Genomic DNA, 19,032 nt, shown 5'->3' with positions numbered 1-19,032 from the left:
CTTCTCTTCGATTTTACTATCGATGCATTGCAGAAAGATTCAGCCACCTTGCTTGCCCGCCTGTCGGCGACACAACAATTGGATTGCATCGCTCCTCTGGAGCCTTCCGTATTGGACAGCCTAAATGTAACACATACAGACAGCCTAAGGGACTTGATGAAGTCCCTTAATATTTTACCTTTAGCGATGATACGGTTCCCCGCGGTTGATCTTCACCGCGCGGTAGATTTGTTCGGCCAGGATGAGCCGCATCAGTTGATGCGGATAGGTCATGCGGCCGAACGACAGGCGCTGCTGCGCGCGGCGCAGCACGTCATCGGACAGTCCGTTGGACCCGCCGATGACGAAGACGACATGGCTCGTACCGTAGGTACCGAGCTTGTCCAATTGCGCGGCCAACTCCTCGCTCGACCAGAGTTGGCCGTCGATCGCGAGGGCGATGACATGCGCATCGCCCTTGATATGCGCGAGCAGCTTGGCGCCCTCGCGCTCCCGCACCTGAGCGAGCTCCGCATCGCTCAGGTTCTCCGGCGCCTTCTCATCAGGCACCTCGATGATTTGCAGCTTCAAATACGGGGCAAGCCTTTTCGCGTATTCCGCGATCCCCTGCACCAAATATTTTTCCTTCAATTTGCCTACGCCGATAATTTGTACCAACATTATTGTCTCTCCCTTCCACTCCGAATCTATTATCGGCCGGAAGGAAACGCAACCAAGCCCCATCCGGCAATTCTGTCCAATGCCATCCTATTCCAAAGCTTTTCCGGTACGGCCCTCATTCATAATAAGGACCAATAATTCCTTATTTACGCCCCATTTTAACTTATTTCCGGCCATTCGTCCCTCTAAACGCAAAAATTGGGAACCAATATACCCTAATATGGAATTTGCATTCGCTATTAGAGCACATTTGTTCCCAAGATCTGCATCATAAGCCGTTTTCACCGTAAATGAAGGACTTTCAAGGTTCAAATAAGGCCTTTTCGTTCCATCACCAAAGACTCGGCAGCTCCGGGTCCGCCGACCCGCATCGGGGCGGCAGTCGCAACCTACAAACTCCCCCGCCGACGAGTCCGTACCGCACGAATCTCCCCGCGCATGGCGCTACATGGCGAGGTCGATTCGACCCGCATGCCGCAAACAGAACACATCAACCCTCAGCCCCTACACCACCAAAAACTCCGCTTTCTCGCCGCATTCCACACAGGTGGCCGGAGGATCCCAGTCCGAAAATTCCGTTTCCTTCAAATCCACAATATCCGGCGCATCCTCGAACTCTTCGACAAAGCGGTCGATCGCCCGTTCCACATGATTTTTGCAAACTACGTACATCCAAGTCCCTCTTTCCCTGTCGTAAACATGTCTTATCCGCTGCTACTTTCACTATTAGAGGTTGTTCAAAAAGTCCCCTTTTGATCACGAAGATGAACTGGGAGCAGACTCGACATCGAATCTTGCGTTCACCCTTGAAGAGCATATGCTTACGAAGTATGTTTCCTCCGGAGACATTTGAGGTTCTCATGTAGGTTTTGCCTACACTCCGCTCCTCCTGAAAGTTTTGCGTAGCAAAACTCGCTTCGGAAGCATATGCTTCGGGTTCTCGCAACCTTCTCGGTGCTGAAAAGTCGACTTTTTGAACTCGCATTATTATATCTTAGCAATAGCACAATCATCTTTACTTCGGAGGCGAAACGGTCATCAGCCCGCCGCACGCCCCCCGCTCCGCTATTCCTCGGGCTTATCGCCAAGCGCGACCGTCACCGTATACATCTTCCCGGCGCGGTAATACGTCACCTCGATCGGCTCGCCTACCCGCTTGCTTCCGTACAAATATTTACGCAGCTCAAGCGTGCTCCCGATCTCCTTGTCGTCCAGCCGGACGATGACATCGTTCAGCTTGAGTCCCGCCTTCTTCGAAGGGCCGACCGCCTCCAGCACGATCACTCCGTCTTTGACGCCGGCAGGCAGCTTCAAGCTTTTGCGCATATCGTCCTCGATCGGAGCGTACGGATTGTTCAAATCGATCGTGTACACGCCGATATACGGGCGTATGACCCGCCCCTCGCGAATGAGCGAGTTGGCAATGTCCATCACCGAATTGATCGGCAAGGCGAATCCGATTCCTTCGACCCCGATATCCGCGATTTTCATCGCGTTAATGCCGATGACGCGTCCCTCCAGATCGATCAACGCCCCGCCGCTGTTGCCCTCATTGATGGCCGCGTCGATCTGGATCACCTCTTGCTCCCAATCGTACACGCCGTCTCCGTTCAACGAGATCGGAACAATCTGCAGCGTCTTGCTAATGATGCCGGACGACAACGACTCGCCCAGCCCCAGCGGGTTGCCGATCGCGATCACCGTTTCCCCCATGCGAAGCTTCGCCGAATCGCCGATTTCCGCCACCGTATCGATGCCTTGGTCGTCGATTTCCAGTACGGCGATATCGCTAATTCGATCCTTCCCGACCACTTTGGCCGGTTTGCGCGTGCCGTCAATCAAAGACACTTCCAATTCATCGGCCTCGTCAATCACATGATAGTTCGTCACGATCAACGCTTTGCCGCGGTCTTTCTGAATAATAATGCCCGATCCCAAGCCGGCGTCGGCCATCAGGCCGCTTCGCATTCCCTTTTGTTTATTCACGATGCTGACGACGGCGGGGCGCACCTTCTCCGACGCAAGCGGAATCCGGTCGTACGGATCGATGACAGGCTGATGTTGCGGCGGCGCCGTGATCATCGCCGCGGCGGGCACCGGCGCGGGCTCCGGACTGCGGACATCCGCGATCCAGCTGTACAACAGCACGGCCGCAATGGCGCTGCAAACCGAACTGAACACGGATATTTGCCATGTCGACCAGCGTCTGCGGCTCCGGCCGTGAAACATGCTCCGTTCCCGACGTGACCCTCGTTTGCGCCATCCGATCCGGCGCGGCAATTTCGGTGAATAAAAATCGTCGTCAAACAAGCTCACTCGGGTCATCTCCCCTCGATGCGCTGCGCATCACTGCTTCTCTTACATAAATCATATTCTTTTATCCCCAAAAAGGAAGAATGTTTTGTCCTGCAACTGCCTACAATAAATAATAATACGTGTTCAAAAAGTCGGCTTTTCAGCACCGAGAAGGTTGCGAGAACCCGAAGAAGGAGGAGCGCAGTGTAGGCAAAACCTACATGAGAACCTCAAATGTTTCCGGAGGAAACATACTTCGTAAGCATTTGCTCTTCGAGGGTGAACGCAAGATTCGAAGTCGAATCTGCCAACAGTCACGCTTCGTGATCAAAAGTTGACTTTTTGAACAACCTCTAATAGACAAACTTAGGTTCTTGCGATTAAGCTCTCATAAATCTTTAAGCAATCGCCGTTCGATTTATGCCATATCGCGAATCAAATTTATCCCGGCGCTTGTCCTCGCATTCTATTCATTCTCACCCTTTCATCATACCACAAAAATGAGAGCATAAAATTGTTAATATGTACATGCCGTACCGCGCACAAAATTCCAAGGAGGGGTTTAGGATGTCCCGTATGTTCTCGCCCATGGAGCAAGTTGACCTTGTTGCCAAGCTGGCCGATCTGAAAGAAGAGCATTACCGCAATACGCTCGCCTTAAGCACGCTCATCGAACTGCTTGTGGAGAAGCAAATATTGACCCGCAGCGAAATCGAAGAGAAAGCGGCGGAACTCGATCAATTTATTTCTCGCTCACCTTATCCCATGGCGTAGGCCGGTCATAATACGTATCTCTTAGCTGCAATTCGCTATCTTTGAAAAAGTATCCGTTGCTCTCCATGACATCGCGCACCGTCATCTTGGCTAAATCCATCATATTATGCTCCCGGCTTAAATGCGCGAGATAGACGCGGCGCGTGTTGCCTGTCGCCAATTCGCACAACGCTTCGCCCGCCGTTTCGTTGGACAAATGCCCCAAATCGCCTAAAATCCGCCGCTTAATATTCCAAGGATATTTGCCCATCCGCAGCATTTCGATGTCATGATTCGCTTCCAACACGAGTACGTCGGAATCTTCAATCGCCTGCTTCACTTTCTCGCTAACATAGCCGAGATCTGTCGCCAAGCTTAATTTCTCGTCCCCGTCGTAGAAACAATACCCGACAGGCTCGGCGGCATCATGCGAGATACCGTACGATTCCACGCGAAGCGTGCCGAAATCGAGCGCTTCGCCCGTATTCATGACGATGCGCTTCTCCTCGGCAATTTCTCCAATATGTTTGTTTAACGCTTCCCAAGTCGCTTCATTCGCATAGACCGGCAAATCGTACTTTCTCGCCAGAGCGCCCAATCCTTTAATATGGTCGGAATGTTCGTGAGTGACGAGAATGCCGTCGAGCTCTTCCCCGGACACGCCCCGCTCCTGCAACAATTCGTCCACGCGTTTTGCGCTTAAACCGGCGTCCACCAATAACCTTGCGTCTTCATTCTCAACGACCGTCGCGTTCCCCGTCGAACCGCTGGACAAAACCGTAAATCGTAAACCCATATGTCCATTTCCCCTTCTCTTGTATGCGAAAGCGCACCAACCACTGTAAGCATTTGCCAAATCCCGCTTAAGGATCGTTACGATTGCGGATGGTACACTTCCGCGCTAATCGCATTGACGAAATAAATGTCTCCGTTCTCCAGCATGACCCGCCAGGACGGCGCCGTCACCAGCGTCTCATTATACACTTGGCCGTGATAGCCGAGTTGAATATCTTTCACGATGGCGCCTTGCGGCAAATATTTTTCGATCAGGCGGCCGAGCGCCGTCGTAGCCGGCAGCACCTTTTGCTCCTTATCGTCTTCGGAAACGAGCATCTCCACATGACTTTCCCGGTACGCCACAATTTTCTGATTCGCATAGAACAGCTCCATCTGCACTTCGAACATCGGCCACTTGCGATCAAGCAGCAGATTCAGGACGAAAGCTTCGTCCGACGCAATCAGCGGATCGTACTTATAATTTTCAATGCCTGGAATTTGATCTTCAAGCGCCTTGCGCAGTTCCTTCTCGGTAAAGATCACTTTACTGTCAACAGGCTCTTCCAGCTTCACCGTCTTCCCGAACGGTTCGGGATCGACGAATCGCACCGTCACTTCGCGCATAACCGGCGTGTCGGACGGAATTTTGGCCGGCACCTGAATACGCTTCTGCTCCATGACGGCCTTCGTCTCTTCCGGCAACGAAGTCCAGTCCAGGTTGGAGTTCCACTGTTCCCGCACATCGAGCCAAAGCTGATACCCGAGCACCAGATTCAGAAGCAAGAAGGCAAATATCAACACACTCTTCGCGCGACTCCAATCCATGGGCAACCTCCTAACATACTACCTCAATATATCCGTCGTACCGTCCTTGAGCTTAACCGCCCATACCGGAATCAGGCTCATGCTCTCCTCGGCAAGCACAGGCCGATAAGCCGGAAATACGGCCTCGATGCCGTAAGACGAATTTTTCCGGTATTGTTCGATCATCGCCTCGAGCTCCGGACCTCCCGGCAATGTTCGGATCGACTTGCTCTCCGCTCTGTCTTCGACATGAATCAGCGAACGCTCATAACCGGAGACGACGCTCTGCTGCATCACGAGCCGGATATGCCCGAACCGGAAATCATCCGATGAGATAATCGGATAGGCTCCGTAATATTGTTGGAACATCACTTCGCTGCCTTCCGCCGGATGCTGCGGAATCGCCAGACGGTACGTCCCGTTCCAGCCGCCGTGCTGATTGACGAACTGGACCGCCGACAGCACGTTGTCGCTTAAATCGTTCTTATTGTCCGCCCGGGCGATCGGGTCGGAGAAGATCATCCATTTCTGATCCTGTTTCACCTGCAAACTCCGTTTGCCGTCCGTAAAGATTTCCGAACCGTCCTTTTCCTGAATCATGCGCGTCGTGCTCGGATCGAGAAACAGGTTGCGCTGCATTTGCTCCGACGTAAACGTTTGGTACGGCAGCGTCACCTGCACCATTTCGATCGGCTCGTCAGGCAAATAGATTTTGCCGTCGGCGGAGTGATACGGCATCCAGCCTTCGCCGAAGACGAGATGCTGCTTCACGTCCTGCACCGTCAAGTCGGCTCGCGTCGCTTCGTACACGATATCCCCTTTGGCGCTGAAGAACAAGGACCGCACATCCTCGTTATCGCCGGACGTATAGATCCAGATCCGGTCGACGACTTCCTCCGCAAACGTCGTATCCGCCTGAATTTGCATCACGCGCTGCAGCAGCGCGATCGGCACGCCTTGGGAGAATCGCAGTTCGATCCCTTGGTTCTCATTGCGCACCCGGTTCCAATCCATCATATTGTACGGATGGCGTTGAAACCCGTCGAATTTGCGCCCTTGCAGCCGTTTATAAATTTCTTTATAGAAGACCATATCCGGCGAGAATAACGTATGCTTCCCTTCTCCCAAATGCAGTATCATTTGATCCGGGAAAATCAAGTTCTCCACTTTCTCTTCCGGGCCCATCTCCTCCGTTTTGACATAATTGCTCTCCGTCTTCTGGATCGGTTCGAAGTACGGCATGCTATAGGAAAGGAAATAGCTCTGCACCAAGCTTAAGACGACCAATGCCGCCAGCAGAACGGATTTCATTTTCTCTATCAACTTGCCTCACTCCCTTCCGTCTCCGTCACGATCGTGAACGTGACCTTGGTGCCTGCGTTCAATTCCGATTCGAGGGTAATCGTGCCTCCATGCGCCTTCACAATTTCCCGGGCAATGGAAAGTCCGAGTCCGGTACCGCCCATACTGCGCGACCGCGCCTTGTCGACACGGTAGAAGCGGTCGAATATCCGGTCCAGATCTTTTTTCGGAATGCCGATGCCTGTATCCTTAACGGAAAAAGCGATTTTATCGCTGCCTGATTTGCGCGCTTCGATTTCGATCCTGCCGCCGTCCGGCGTATATTTCAACGCATTCGACACCAGATTGTCCAACACTTGATCGATTTGGTCTCGATCCAGCACGACCGTATCGATTCCTTTCTCGATCAGAATGGTCGGCCGAATCCGCTTCTGCTGCATTTGAAACGAGAAGCGGTCCGCCACCTCTTCCAGCATTTCCACGATGCGGGTCGGCTGTTTGCGCATAATGGCCTGCTTGGAGTCGAAACGCGACAGATGCAGCAAATCGGTCACAAGCCGGATCATCCGCTCCGATTCGCTCTGCACGACCCCGACGAAACGGTTCGCAAGCTGAGGCTCTTCCAACGCTCCGTCGCTTAACGCTTCGACATAACTTCGAATCGTCGTCAGCGGCGTCCGCAATTCATGCGACACATTCGCCACAAATTCCCGGCGCGATTCCTCCAGCTTCTCCTGCTCGGTTACGTCCTGCAGAACGGCGATCGTCCCCGTTATCCCTTGATCCCGCCGGTGAATCGGCGAGAACGTGACGCGCACGATGATCGGTTCCTCCGTACTGTCGAGCGCAATCGGCAGCAGCGTAGAGCGATGCGAATCCTTCATCAGCGAGTCGACCGTTTGCTTCGAAATGCCGAGCAGCGTCGAAATATCTTTGCCGTGCAGCGTAATATCGTCGGTGCGCAGCATTTCCTTCGCGCGCCGGTTCATGACGATAATATTGCCGAGCTCGTCGGTCGCCAGCACGCCGTCGCTCATATTGGTCAGAACCGATTCCAGCTTCTCCTTCTCTTCTTCGTTCTGCGACAAGGCGTCCCTGAGCCGCTGCGTCATATAGTTGAAGGCTTCGCTCAATTGGCCGATCTCGTCGTTGCCGAGCACGGGCACGCGCTGGTCGAACCTTCCTTCCGCCACGGCGGTGGCATGCTTCGTAATTTCCTTGATCGGACTGGTGATCGTATGGGCCAGGATAACGCCGAGCGACGCGGTCAATCCAAGCGCAATCAGGGTGCCGGATACGAATATATTGTTAATCCGGTCGATCGTATCGTACAGTTCCTTCATCGACGCGGCGATATAGACCGCCCCGATCACTTTGCTATTGCTTGGGTTGTTGCTGATGACCGGTTTGGCGATAATTTTCTTCCGAACCCGGTTCTCGTCGATCATTTCATCCTCGTTGTCCCGAATGCCTTGGAGAGCGCGGCTGACGACCGTTTGCGTATTTTTACGCCCAATATACGCATGATGCGACTGGAGCGACGTCGTAAGCACCTTTCCGCTCGCGTCCAAAATTTGAATTTCCCCGTCGTTGATCGAGAACAGGTCGCGTACGACCGTATTCAAATCGTCGATCGACAACGTTTGCTCGTTCGTTCCCTCTTCCGGCTTGACATTGATATAATTAACCGCAATGCCCGACAACATCTCCGCTTTTCCCTTTAAGTCCCTGGTGAAATTGCTCGTCAGCGAGGTTTTCATCACACTCACGAAATAAACCCCGATTAACTGCATCGCAATTAATATGAGCAGGACGTAAATGATGATGAGTTTCGCTTGAATCGTACGGAAAAAACGAAACAATTTCATGAATTATAATCCTCCCGTTTTCGGGTTGCGCATCATATATCCCAAACCGCGCCGGGTCATAATATATTCGGGTTTGCTCGGATCGTCTTCGATTTTCTCGCGCAGCCGGCGAATCGTCACATCCACGGTCCGTACGTCGCCGAAATATTCGAATCCCCATACCGCCTGCAGCAAATGCTCGCGCGTCATGACTTTACCGCCGTTTTTGACCATGTAAAAGACAAGCTCATACTCGCGATGCGTCAAGTCGAGCGGTTCGCCGTCTTTATACACGACATACATATCCGTATCGATGAACAAATTGAAATAGTGAATTCCCTGCTTGTCCTCTCCCGCGGTATCTTGTCCCGCCGGCGCCGGAGCGGCGTTCTTCGCCTGGCGGCGCAAATGCGCTTTCACGCGCGCGAGCAATTCGCGGGTGCTGAACGGCTTGGTCACATAATCGTCGGCGCCGAGCTCCAGCCCGAGCACCTTGTCCAGCTCCGTATCCTTCGCGGTCAGCATAATGATCGGCGTCTGCAATTGGGCGCGCACCTCGCGGCATACATCCATCCCGTCTTTTACCGGCAGCATCAGGTCGAGCAGGATCAAATCCGGCTTTTCCCGGAAGGCAAGCTCCACCGCCTCCGCGCCGTCAAAAGCGCAAATGACCTGGTAGCCCTCTTTTTCCAAGTTGAATTTTAAAATATCTGCAATCGGCTGCTCGTCGTCAACTACTAATATTTTTCCGTGCATCCTGTTCACCGCCTATAAACCATATACTTATCTTCCTCTATCTTACCACACCTGATCCTTCCCTTTAAAACAATAAATAACGGAAAAAAGCATCGCCGAACGGTAACTTCGACAATGCTTCTTTTCAAGGCTGCTGCGCCTTATTTCAAATATTTCATCGGGTTTTGAATCGACCCGTTTTTATGAACTTCAAAATGCAGATGAGTGCCGGTCGAGCGTCCGGTATTGCCCATAACGCCGATTTTCTCGCCTTTCTCGACTTTATCTCCCTTTTTCACGCTAATTTTGCTCAGATGACCGTATAATGTTTCATAACCGTTCTTATGATCGATAATGATGGCGTTGCCGAAGCCGCTCTTCTTTCCTGCGAACGAAACGACGCCGCTGTCCGAAGCCATAATCGTCTTGTTCGAGGAAACGAGATCCACTCCGTTATGCATGCGGCCCCACCGTTTTCCGTAACTGCTGGTTAAGCGGGCGCCGGATACGGGCCATCGGAAGGAACCCGAACCTTCGCCAACGACTTTCGTCCCTTTCATAATGATCTCCGCGACGGAAGGCGTAATCACCTGCTGACCCAACCATTCTTCCGAAACGAGCAACCCGTTCTTCTTCGTCAACCGGTACGACATTTGCTTTAAACCGCTTTTGCCGGGGCGAATCACTTTCTTCTCTCCGGCTTTCATGTTCGGATCGTTCTGAACGACCGTGTCCGGTTCAATGACGACATTCTCCGTCACCTTCTCCACCGTACTCACCGTCAGCGCAGGCTGTATCACCGTTAAATCCAGCTCCTGCCCGATTTGCAAATACAGCTCTTCGATGTCCGGATTGTTCTCGTAAATCACTTGTTTGGAAATGTCGAACTTATGCGCGATTCCCGAGACCGTATCTCCCGGCTCCACCTTATATTTGACAGGCTTCGCATCGCCGGTTGTCAGCAACCGAAGCGCTTCCTCAGCGTTAATGACCTTGTCGGGCGCTGTTTGCACGGCGTCGGTATGTACTTCCTCCTCAAAGGCGGCCTTTTCCACCCGGACCATCTCTTTCGTTTGCGAATGATTCGCCGCGCCGGATGAAAGCGTTCTCACCCTTCCGATTGGCTTCGCTTCTCCGCTAGTGTATTGCTTTTTCACTTCCGCCAATATTTGGTCGGCCGTTTCCTGATCCTTGACGATTCCGATCGTTTTCCCGTCCACCTTCAACTCCACTCCCGCCGCATAGACGGTGAACATCGAACCGAGCTGGGATAACGTTGTTTCATCGTCCGCTTCCCCTTGAAACTTCTTATACGCTTCATAGGTTAGCCCTTCGGTTTGCAATTGAACATTCGCTTCCGGGTACTTCTCTTGCATTTCTTTCGTTTTCAAGGCAATCAACGTATCGATCGCTTGCGGGTCGCTTACGCTCCCGATTTCCGTTCCGTTCATATAGACTTTATATAATTCTATTGTATTATTTTGTACGTAATTGATCCCTGTATATGCAGCGGCCCCGATGAGAAGAAATCCTCCGGCAACAAGAGCGATGCGCTGCTTCGACCCGGCTATCCATTGATGCGTCCGAGACTGAATATACCGATCTTTCGCATTCCTTGCCAGGTCTGTCCACCGAGCCGGCCGCATGACGATTCTCGCATTCTTCCATACGGTATCGGCCCAATGTGTAAGCTTGTTCCTTGCCATGACCGTCTCCTTTATTGTTCGTAAAATGACAGGGAAATGGTGTCAAAATTTTAACCATTTCACCTACAAATTACTTTAACACAGCCTTCCTTCCAAATTCAACCCCGAAATAGGAAAAAAGTAGGAAGAGAGATGCCGCTACAATATGTCTGACGGCGTAGGTCGAAAGATCGGAATGTTCGGCCCAACAAGGATTTCGGTTCGCAACGCCTTAATATTTTTTAAGAATATTCATCAGTTTGTCATATTCGTCATCGCTTACATGCATGGCTATCATTTGCTCGATTTCTTTCAATTCGCTCTCCGTCAATCCATCCTCGACGTAGAGAGAGATTTTCTGCAGGTCCTCTTGCGGTATTTTCGTAATGAGCAGGGAAAATAATTGTTCCTTATCCTGCGAGCTGAGCTGCCCTCTCGCATTGGCCAATTCTTCGCGCGATATCACAGTCTCGTTGCCGCTGCCTGCGCCCGCGCTTCCCGTCTGCCCCGCAGCCTCTTGGCCTCCGGCTTGTTCTTGTCCGGATATCGTCCCGTTCAAGCCGTTGCCTGCGCCTAATCCGCCGGTTGCCAGCCCGCTGCCCGCGCTCGTCCCGCCTGCGGATTGTCCGCTGCCGCCCTCTCCTGCGGCGCCGCTGCCGTTCGATCCGGTTTGATCGCCGGTCGCCGCAGTCTTGCCGCTGCCAATTGTCCCGGTCTCGTCCGCCGCTCCTCCGGACTTCGCCCCCTCGGTTCCCGCAGGCTGCCCGTTAACCGCCACGGCGTCCTCCTTCGCGGCCGGCGTCTTCGAGCCCCATAATCCGCCCAGCAGATTGGATAGAGCAAACGGCTGCGCCGCCGCCTGCAGGTTGAATTTTTGCAGCAAACTTTGAATATACGAATCTACAATATATCCGGCCGTCATGATGGAAATAGCGCTTGCCAATACAACGATGCCTATCAATTTCGTCAACTTTCCGAGTACTCTCATCAATTGCGTTCCTCCTACAATCTATGTACTCACCAGTATTAACGAAAAAGATAGGCTCCATTCCCATTCGCGCAAACTTGAACCGAAAATATCGTCCCGCCTGCGAATCTTTCCCTCGCTTCTCCCGCTTCTCACCTCTAGTTCCGCTCGCCATAGACGAGATGCATCAAATCGTTGACCCGATGCTGCACCGTGGCAAATCCGTACTCCCGCAGCCACCGGATCAGTTGGGAACGGTCGGCGTAATATTCGCTTTCGATCGAATCGACCGCTTCCCAATGGCCCGCCTCCCGTAAACGGTCCATATAGCCGGTCCGCGCCTGTTCGTTCTCGAACATTAAATCGGCAATGCATATTTTCCCTTTCGGCTTCAATACTCTGCTCATTTCTCCCAGCGCCAATCGTTTTTGCTCCGCGGTGAGATGATGCAGCGCATAGCTGCTCACGACAAAATCAAATTGCCCGTCGAAGAACGGAACCGCCAGCAAATTGCCAAGCTTCGTTTCCAAGTCCGGATATTTGCGCCGGCATTGCTTCAGCATCTCCCGGGATTGGTCAAGGCCCATCATCGTGATGTTTTTCCGCAAGAAGCGTCCCGCCAAGTTTCCCGTTCCGATTCCGAGATCCAGACCGGCGTCCCCGGGGGAAGGCGCCACCCATTCCACGACGAGATCCAGCACCTGGTCGTAATCTTCATGGGGGTTGAACCGCGTATGTTCGATCTGTTTCTCATTAAGAACAAGATCGTCATAGTCCGGCGCCATCTCGTCAAATCCCCATTGATCCTTCCAATTGCCGCGCGCTTCCTTCAAGCCGCGCAATCCTGCCGCCAGCTTATGGATTTCGTCGGGATGGAGCCGGTCCTGCCGCTTCAATCGCTCGATCATCGTATCGGCCGCGGCTATCAATTGCCTAAGCTCGATCCATTGCGAGAACATGGCGTTGCGCTGCGTTTCCAAATAATATTGCAGCTCCGTCTGGTTGCCTTGCTCCATCTGCAGCAATATGCTTTTGATCCCTTCCAGGCCGACCCCGATATCCCGCAAGGCGGCAATCGTGCGCAGCCGTTCGATATCTTGCTCCGTAAACTGCCGGTATTGATTGTCGGGATGCTTATGCGGCGATACAAGCCCTTTCTGCTCATAAAAGCGGATCGCGCGCGCCGTAATATTCAGTTGTTTGGCCGCTTCGTTAATATTCACAACCGTCACCTCTCTCTTATTGTAAACCTTCTCGCAACGTCAAGGTAAAGCCCTCTTCGCCCGTCCATTCGCGGCTTCACACAATTACGATCCATTCCTGGCTCACGATCCATTAGCGGTAAAACCAGGCGTTAATTCGCCCCTTCCTTTTCTTTTTACTCAATTACATGGAAAAACTACCGTTAATTCCCCCGGAATCGGCCCATTCAGGGGTACTATCGAAATTAGCGCCGGAAATTGCCGCTAATACGAATATCGTCGGCAATGCCGCCGAATTAGCTGTACTTTTTTCCGCTAAAGTACCCTGCGTGTTGCGAATGTGCTCACTGCAACCGAACGCGCTCTCTCCAGACCCGGCTTCTCCACCTTTTCCGCCTTCTGTCGAAATCCCGCTCGCTCAGAATAGAACGGGGCATGCAAAGTAAAACGGAGCAATCGGTGCCCCGGAAAAGAAATCGGCAGCTAGACTGACCGGCCAAGGACAAAAGGAAAAAGGGCAAGCAGCAAAGACTTTTAAGCTACCAATCAACGTACACTACTCACGGCTCGCGTACGTACCTCTGCATAACCGGCTCACTGAACGAAGGGGATATCGACAAAAGGAGGGGAAAAAGCAACCCACCCGTAGGAATAGAGAGAACTGACAAAAAAACAATCTTCCGTATGTATAGAGAGACGACAACAAAAAAACGGCCCCCTCGCCATCATAAGCGAAGAGAACCGTATTTGCTAACCATCCTATCCGTAAATCGGACGTACTTGATTCGTTTGCTCGCGGTTGCGGCCGACCGAGAAGATCGCGATCGGAATGCCGGTCAATTCGGACACGCGCTTGACGTAATTGCGGGTCGTTTCCGGCAGATCTTCCAGCGATTTCGCCCGAGTGATGTCTTCCGACCAACCCGGCATCTCCTCATAGATCGCTTCGCATTCGCCCAGCACTTTCAAGCTTGCGGGATAATGCTCGATGATTTGATCCTTGTATTTGTATCCGGTACAAATCTTCACCGTCTCGAGCCCGGTCAACACGTCGAGCGAATTAAGCGACAAGCCGGTAATGCCGCTCACGCGGCGGGCATGGCGCACCACCACACTGTCGAACCAGCCGACGCGGCGCGGACGCCCGGTGACCGTCCCGTACTCGAAGCCTTTCTCGCGAATGTAATCGCCGGTTTCGTCGTTCAGCTCGGTCGGGAACGGACCGTCGCCGACACGGGTCGTATAAGCCTTCGCAACCCCGATGACCTGGTTGATCTTCGAAGGGCCTACGCCCGATCCGATGCAGACGCCGCCCGCCGTCGGATTGGACGACGTCACGAACGGATACGTTCCTTGGTCAATATCGAGCATGACGCCTTGGGCGCCTTCGAACAGCACTTTGCGTCCCTCGTCGATCGCATCGTTCAGCACGACCGAAGTGTCCGTCACGTACGGGCGAAGAGTGTCCGCATAGCCTAAATACTCGGCCAGAATTTGATCCGCATCCAGCGGCTCCCCGCCGTATACTTGCTCAATCAAATGATTTTTCTCCGCAACGAGACGGCGGAGCCTCGTTTCGAATTCCTCCGCATCCAGCAAATCGGCGATGCGGATCCCGTTGCGCGCCGCTTTATCCATATAGCAAGGGCCGATCCCTTTGCGCGTCGTTCCGATTTTGTTGGCGCCTTTGCGGTCTTCCTCCAGACCGTCAAGCACTAGATGATATGGCATAATGACGTGCGCGCGGTCGCTTAAGCGCAAATTGTCGGTAGAAAATCCATTGTCACGAATATAGTTAATTTCCTCGATCAACACGGCAGGATTGATAACTGCACCGTTGCCGATGACACAAGTTTTGTCATGGTAGAAAATACCGGACGGGATCAAAGTCAGCTTATACTTTTTATCGTTGATTAGTATGGTATGACCGGCATTGTTGCCGCCCTGATAACGCGCCACGACATCGGCGCTTTCGGCGAGATAATCGGTAATTTTCCCTTTACCTTCATCTCCCCACTGCGTTCCGACAACGACAACTGTTGACATAAACCATTCCCCCGTTTCGGGTGCGTTCACACCTCATCTTCTGCTGCGTTAAAGCAGCAATATCAGTTTATCAATACCGAAAAGCAAAGTCAACAAAAACGAACAATCAACCCAGTAATTGGGCGATTGTTCGGAAATAGGACAAATATGAACGCAATTATGCACTTCCGGCGATAAGCTCTTGATGATTTCGTTCATAACTGACGAATTTATTATAATTTTTCAAGAAGACGAGCTCCACGGTTCCGACCGGGCCGTTCCGCTGTTTGGCGATAATGATCTCGATAATGTTTTTCTTCTCCGATTCCTTGTCGTAGTAATCGTCCCGATATAGGAACGCGACAATGTCGGCATCCTGCTCGATCGAGCCCGATTCCCTCAGGTCGGACATCATCGGACGCTTGTCCTGGCGCTGCTCCACGCCGCGGCTAAGCTGCGATAACGCGATGACGGGCACTTCCAGTTCGCGCGCGATTTGCTTCAATGTCCGGGATATTTCCGATACTTCCTGCTGGCGGTTCTCGCCCGGCTTCCCCCGGCCGTGAATCAGCTGCAAGTAGTCGATCAGAATCATGCCGAGCCCTTGCTCCTTCTTCAGGCGGCGGCATTTCGCGCGGATGTCCGCAACGGTAACGCCCGGGGTATCGTCGATATAGATTTTCGCTTCCGATAAGGCTCCGATCGCCATCGTAAGCTTCTCCCAGTCTTCGTTCTCCAACTGGCCCGTGCGCATGCGGCCCGCATCGACGTTCGATTCGGCGCATAGCATCCGCTGCACGAGCTGCGACGCCGACATCTCCAGACTGAAGATCGCGACCGTCTCCTTGGCGCGAACGCCGACATTTTGCGCGATGTTCAGGGCGAACGCCGTTTTCCCCACGGACGGCCGGGCCGCCACGATGATCAAATCGCTGCGCTGGAAGCCTGACGTCATTTTGTCCAGATCGGGAAATCCGGACGGGATGCCCGTCATGCCGCCTTTGTTCGCACTGAGAAACTCAACGCGCTCGAATACTTCCATCAGCACGTCGCGTATGGCGATAAATCCGCTCCCCGAACGGCGATTCGATATTTCCAGAATGCGGCGTTCCGCGTCGCTCAGCATCCCGCCGACATCTTCGCCCCCCGCATAGCCGTCGCTTACGATTTGCGTCGCCGTACGGATCAAGCGGCGGAGCATCGATTTCTCCTCGATAATCTGCGCGTAATAGTCTACGTTCGCCGCCGTCGGCACCGCGTTGGCCAGCTTGGTTAGATAGGTGACGTTCCCGACATCCTCCAACTGCTGCTTGTCCCGCAGCTTGGTCGTCAACGTCACCAGATCGATCGGTTGATTCTCCTCGCCGAGTTGGACCATCGCTTCGAAGATCAGTTGATGCTCGGTCAAATAGAAGTCTTCGGAGCGAACGCGTTCCATCGCGGTAATCAGCGCTTCGGATTGCAGCAGCACCGCGCCGAGCACCGCTTGCTCCGCCTCCAGGTTCTGCGGCGGAATGCGGTCGAAAAACTGGCCCTCGTTCATGTTATTCCTCCACGACTTGAACCTTTAATGTTGCCTTCACATCCGTATGCAGCTTCACCGGCACTTGCGTCACGCCAAGCGTGCGAATCGGTTCGCCGAGCTCGATTTTGCGTTTGTCCACTTTCATCTTTTGCCCTTCCAGCGCTTCGGCAATCTGCTTGCTCGTAATCGCCCCGAACAACCGGCCGCCTTCCCCGGCTTTGGCCTTAATGACAACCGTCAGCTCGTTCAATGTTTTCGCGAGCGCTTCGGCATCCGACTTTTCCTGCGCTTTTTTCTTCTGTTCGGATAGATTTTGCTGTTCCAGCGTCTTCATGTTCCCCTCGGACGCAATGCGCGCATACCCGCGCGGGATCAAGAAATTTTGAGCGTATCCTTCCGATACGTCCTTCACTTCGCCTTTCTTGCCTTGGCCTTTCAAATCTTTAATAAAGATGACTTTCATTCAGAAAACCCCTCTTCCGCATCAATTTCAGCCAAAATTTGCTTCAAGTTCGCTTCGGCCTCTTCCAACGTTCCTTCCAGTTGAGCCGCCGCGTTCGTCAAATGTCCGCCTCCGCCCATCCGCTCCATAATGACCTGCACATTGATCTGCCCCAGCGACCGCGCGCTAATGCCGATCAGCCCGTCCGGACGTTCCCCGATGACGAACGAGGCCGTCACATCGGTCATATTCAACAATGTATCAGCTACTTGAGCAATGAGCAACTGGGGGAATTTCCGCCCCGGTTCGGCGACGGCGAGCGCAATATGATTGTACAGCATTTTCGCATGCTTCATCACTTCCGCTTTCTGGATATACTCTTTCAAATCCTCTTTCAGCATTCGCTGAATGAGAATTGTGTCGGCACCGTTGCGCCGCAAGTATCCCGCCGCTTCAAACGTGCGCGAACCGGTTCGCAGGGAGAAATTTTTCGTGTCGACGGTAATGCCCGCGAGCAGCGCCGTCGCTTCCAGCATATGAAACTGGACCCGGTCGTGAACATACTGCAGCAGTTCCGTCACCAGCTCGCATGTCGACGACGCATAAGGCTCCATATAGATAAGCACTGCGTCGTTAATGAACTCTTCGCCTCGGCGGTGATGATCGATGACGACTTTGCGGTTGCCATGCTGCAGCAGCTTCGGTTCGGCCACCATCGACGCCTTATGCGTATCCACCACGACAACGAGCGTCTTCGGCGTCAACCGGTGCAGCGCCTGCTCCGGCGTAATAAACCGGTCCCATAGCGGCTTTACGCCCTGAATCTGCTCCATCATCCGGTCGATCGACGGATTAACGCCTTCGAATACGATCGAAGCGCCCACGCCGAACACTTCCGCCGCCTTCATGACGCCGATCGCCGCGCCGACGGAATCCGTATCGGGCATCCGGTGCCCCATCACCAGCACCTGGTCGCTTTCCCTTACCAAATCGCGCAAAGCGTGGGCAATGACGCGAACCCGGACGCGCGTCCGCTTCTCCACCGCATTCGACTTGCCTCCATAGAAGGACAGATGCTCGCCAACCTTGACCGCGACCTGATCGCCGCCCCGCCCGAGCGCGATATCCAGGCTCGTTTGCGCAAGCTGGCCGAGCTCGGCGAAATTGTCCTCCCCGCCGGCAATCCCGATGCTTAGCGTCATCGGCAGCTTATTGTCCATCGTCAGCTCGCGCACTTCATCCAGGATGACGAACCGCGATTGCTCCAGGCGGCGCAGCGTTTCTTGATCGAGAATGATCAGATACCGGTCCGACGCCAGCCGTCTCAGGAACAAATTATAATCCTGCGCCCACTCGGTAATATGCGTCGTCACCCGCGCCAGCAGCATCGCCCGCTGCTGGTCGTCCATTCCTTGCGTCAGTTCTTCCAGGTTATCCATCATGACGATGCCGATGACTAACTTTTCCGCCTCGTACCTTTCGCGGAGACGGCTTAATTCCGTGATGTCCCGGAAATAGATGAGCCTCTCTCCGGGATTCACCAGCGTATGGTAAATGCGGTCGCCGATTTCGACTTCCACATACGGATCCTTCTCTTTCTCCTTGTCCCTATCCTTTTCCTTCTCCTTGGACTGCAGCAAAGTCGGAAACCATTCCCCGAGCGGCGTGCCGACGAGCGACTCGCGCCCCAGCATTTTCGCCACATACGGATTATGCCATTCGATCGTTTTATCGTCGCTGTACAAAATAATACCGAACGGCAATTCGCCGATCACTTCGTTTCCCACCCGTCTGATCCGGTAGGATAGCGTCGTAATGTAGTTGTGCAAGTCTTTGCGAAACGCCTTCTCCGCGGCCAGTATAAAATAACCGACAACGGCGGCGAGAATCGCGCCCGCTACCGCCAAAGGCCATGCAAAGAAGGCCAAGGCGATAATGAGCAGCAGCATGACCGCAAACGTCCAGATCACATGCAGGCCGTGCCAACGTTGCAATAAAAATTTAGGCATGTTA

At 53.2% G+C, this 19,032-nt stretch carries 16 protein-coding genes; 1 reads left to right on the top strand and 15 read right to left on the bottom strand.

The features are described 5' to 3' along the window. Positions 1 to 180: 180 nt before the first annotated feature. The 3 genes from rlmH to LQ229_RS19165 all read right to left on the bottom strand — a co-directional run bounded on the left by rlmH (position 181) and on the right by LQ229_RS19165 (position 2,976). Positions 181 to 660 carry a 23S rRNA (pseudouridine(1915)-N(3))-methyltransferase RlmH gene (gene rlmH / locus LQ229_RS19175; protein WP_216537642.1) on the bottom strand — a complete coding sequence of 160 codons (480 nt, stop codon included), beginning with the start codon at positions 658 to 660 and terminating at the stop codon, positions 181 to 183. Between the two features lie 504 nt (positions 661 to 1,164). Next, positions 1,165 to 1,332 carry a CxxH/CxxC protein gene (locus LQ229_RS19170; protein ID WP_216537643.1) on the bottom strand — a complete coding sequence of 56 codons (168 nt, stop codon included), beginning with the start codon at positions 1,330 to 1,332 and terminating at the stop codon, positions 1,165 to 1,167. Between the two features lie 393 nt (positions 1,333 to 1,725). Next, entirely contained in the window at positions 1,726 to 2,976 is a 1,251-nt protein-coding gene (locus tag LQ229_RS19165; RefSeq protein ID WP_230192593.1) for a trypsin-like peptidase domain-containing protein, read from the bottom strand. A 546-nt stretch (positions 2,977 to 3,522) separates the two neighbouring features. On the opposite strand from LQ229_RS19165, the gene LQ229_RS19160 reads away from it, so the two are divergent. Beyond that, complete coding sequence (locus LQ229_RS19160; RefSeq protein WP_216537644.1) at positions 3,523 to 3,729, top strand: hypothetical protein; 207 nt, start codon at positions 3,523 to 3,525, stop codon at positions 3,727 to 3,729. On the opposite strand, the gene LQ229_RS19155 is transcribed toward LQ229_RS19160, so the two are convergent. The 12 genes from LQ229_RS19155 to LQ229_RS19100 form a co-directional block, all read right to left on the bottom strand. Then, the gene (locus LQ229_RS19155) at positions 3,698 to 4,504 is read right to left on the bottom strand and encodes an MBL fold metallo-hydrolase (protein WP_216537645.1); all 807 of its coding nucleotides are present in this window, start codon (positions 4,502 to 4,504) and stop codon (positions 3,698 to 3,700) included. The two genes, LQ229_RS19160 and LQ229_RS19155, sit on opposite strands and share 32 nt — an antisense overlap. 77 nt (positions 4,505 to 4,581) lie before the next feature. Then, entirely contained in the window at positions 4,582 to 5,310 is a 729-nt protein-coding gene (yycI, locus tag LQ229_RS19150; protein ID WP_216537646.1) for a two-component system regulatory protein YycI, read from the bottom strand. A gap of 18 nt (positions 5,311 to 5,328) precedes the next feature. After that, the gene (gene yycH, locus LQ229_RS19145) at positions 5,329 to 6,612 is read right to left on the bottom strand and encodes a two-component system activity regulator YycH (protein WP_230192592.1); all 1,284 of its coding nucleotides are present in this window, start codon (positions 6,610 to 6,612) and stop codon (positions 5,329 to 5,331) included. After that, the gene (walK, locus tag LQ229_RS19140) at positions 6,609 to 8,459 is read right to left on the bottom strand and encodes a cell wall metabolism sensor histidine kinase WalK (protein ID WP_216537648.1); all 1,851 of its coding nucleotides are present in this window, start codon (positions 8,457 to 8,459) and stop codon (positions 6,609 to 6,611) included. Before walK ends, yycH begins: the two co-directional genes overlap by 4 nt. 3 nt (positions 8,460 to 8,462) lie before the next feature. Next, positions 8,463 to 9,194, bottom strand: coding sequence for a response regulator YycF (gene yycF / locus LQ229_RS19135; RefSeq protein ID WP_216537649.1), 732 nt, complete (start codon positions 9,192 to 9,194; stop codon positions 8,463 to 8,465). 140 nt (positions 9,195 to 9,334) lie between these two features. Then, the gene (locus LQ229_RS19130) at positions 9,335 to 10,879 is read right to left on the bottom strand and encodes a peptidoglycan DD-metalloendopeptidase family protein (protein WP_230192591.1); all 1,545 of its coding nucleotides are present in this window, start codon (positions 10,877 to 10,879) and stop codon (positions 9,335 to 9,337) included. A 211-nt stretch (positions 10,880 to 11,090) separates the two neighbouring features. Beyond that, the gene (locus LQ229_RS19125) at positions 11,091 to 11,846 is read right to left on the bottom strand and encodes a hypothetical protein (protein WP_230192590.1); all 756 of its coding nucleotides are present in this window, start codon (positions 11,844 to 11,846) and stop codon (positions 11,091 to 11,093) included. A gap of 137 nt (positions 11,847 to 11,983) precedes the next feature. Continuing rightward, positions 11,984 to 13,048, bottom strand: a complete 1,065-nt coding sequence (locus LQ229_RS19120) for a MerR family transcriptional regulator (protein ID WP_230192589.1) — start codon at positions 13,046 to 13,048, stop codon at positions 11,984 to 11,986. Positions 13,049 to 13,786: 738 nt separating this feature from the next. After that, positions 13,787 to 15,073 carry an adenylosuccinate synthase gene (locus LQ229_RS19115; RefSeq protein ID WP_230192588.1) on the bottom strand — a complete coding sequence of 429 codons (1,287 nt, stop codon included), beginning with the start codon at positions 15,071 to 15,073 and terminating at the stop codon, positions 13,787 to 13,789. A 157-nt stretch (positions 15,074 to 15,230) separates the two neighbouring features. Then, positions 15,231 to 16,595: a replicative DNA helicase gene (dnaB, locus tag LQ229_RS19110; protein WP_230192587.1), complete on the bottom strand. Its 1,365-nt coding sequence runs from the start codon at positions 16,593 to 16,595 to the stop codon at positions 15,231 to 15,233. Position 16,596: 1 nt separating this feature from the next. Then, a complete protein-coding gene (gene rplI / locus LQ229_RS19105) occupies positions 16,597 to 17,040 on the bottom strand; it encodes a 50S ribosomal protein L9 (RefSeq protein ID WP_216537654.1) in 444 nt (147 codons plus the stop codon). After that, complete coding sequence (locus LQ229_RS19100) at positions 17,037 to 19,028, bottom strand: DHH family phosphoesterase (RefSeq protein WP_216537655.1); 1,992 nt, start codon at positions 19,026 to 19,028, stop codon at positions 17,037 to 17,039. Before LQ229_RS19100 ends, rplI begins: the two co-directional genes overlap by 4 nt. Positions 19,029 to 19,032 lie beyond the last annotated feature (4 nt).

The sequence above is a fragment of the Paenibacillus sp. CECT 9249 genome (assembly GCF_918697855.1).
GTDB lineage: Bacteria > Bacillota > Bacilli > Paenibacillales > Paenibacillaceae > MSJ-34.
The sequence above is the reverse complement of the archived record's forward strand: the minus strand, read 5'-3'. Positions and strand labels throughout refer to the sequence as shown.

Excerpts from the sequence above, each read along its gene's own strand:
- LQ229_RS19160 (WP_216537644.1), top strand. The coding sequence starts at position 3,523 with ATGTCCCGTATGTTCTCGCCCATGGAGCAAGTTGACCTTGTTGCCAAG.
- LQ229_RS19125 (WP_230192590.1), bottom strand. The coding sequence starts at position 11,846 with ATGAGAGTACTCGGAAAGTTGACGAAATTGATAGGCATCGTTGTATTG.
- dnaB (WP_230192587.1), bottom strand. The coding sequence starts at position 16,595 with ATGAACGAGGGCCAGTTTTTCGACCGCATTCCGCCGCAGAACCTGGAG.
- yycI (WP_216537646.1), bottom strand. The coding sequence starts at position 5,310 with ATGGATTGGAGTCGCGCGAAGAGTGTGTTGATATTTGCCTTCTTGCTT.
- yycF (WP_216537649.1), bottom strand. The coding sequence starts at position 9,194 with ATGCACGGAAAAATATTAGTAGTTGACGACGAGCAGCCGATTGCAGAT.
- LQ229_RS19115 (WP_230192588.1), bottom strand. The coding sequence starts at position 15,073 with ATGTCAACAGTTGTCGTTGTCGGAACGCAGTGGGGAGATGAAGGTAAA.
- LQ229_RS19100 (WP_216537655.1), bottom strand. The coding sequence starts at position 19,028 with ATGCCTAAATTTTTATTGCAACGTTGGCACGGCCTGCATGTGATCTGG.
- LQ229_RS19170 (WP_216537643.1), bottom strand. The coding sequence starts at position 1,332 with ATGTACGTAGTTTGCAAAAATCATGTGGAACGGGCGATCGACCGCTTT.
- LQ229_RS19130 (WP_230192591.1), bottom strand. The coding sequence starts at position 10,879 with ATGGCAAGGAACAAGCTTACACATTGGGCCGATACCGTATGGAAGAAT.
- rlmH (WP_216537642.1), bottom strand. The coding sequence starts at position 660 with ATGTTGGTACAAATTATCGGCGTAGGCAAATTGAAGGAAAAATATTTG.
- rplI (WP_216537654.1), bottom strand. The coding sequence starts at position 17,040 with ATGAAAGTCATCTTTATTAAAGATTTGAAAGGCCAAGGCAAGAAAGGC.
- walK (WP_216537648.1), bottom strand. The coding sequence starts at position 8,459 with ATGAAATTGTTTCGTTTTTTCCGTACGATTCAAGCGAAACTCATCATC.
- LQ229_RS19155 (WP_216537645.1), bottom strand. The coding sequence starts at position 4,504 with ATGGGTTTACGATTTACGGTTTTGTCCAGCGGTTCGACGGGGAACGCG.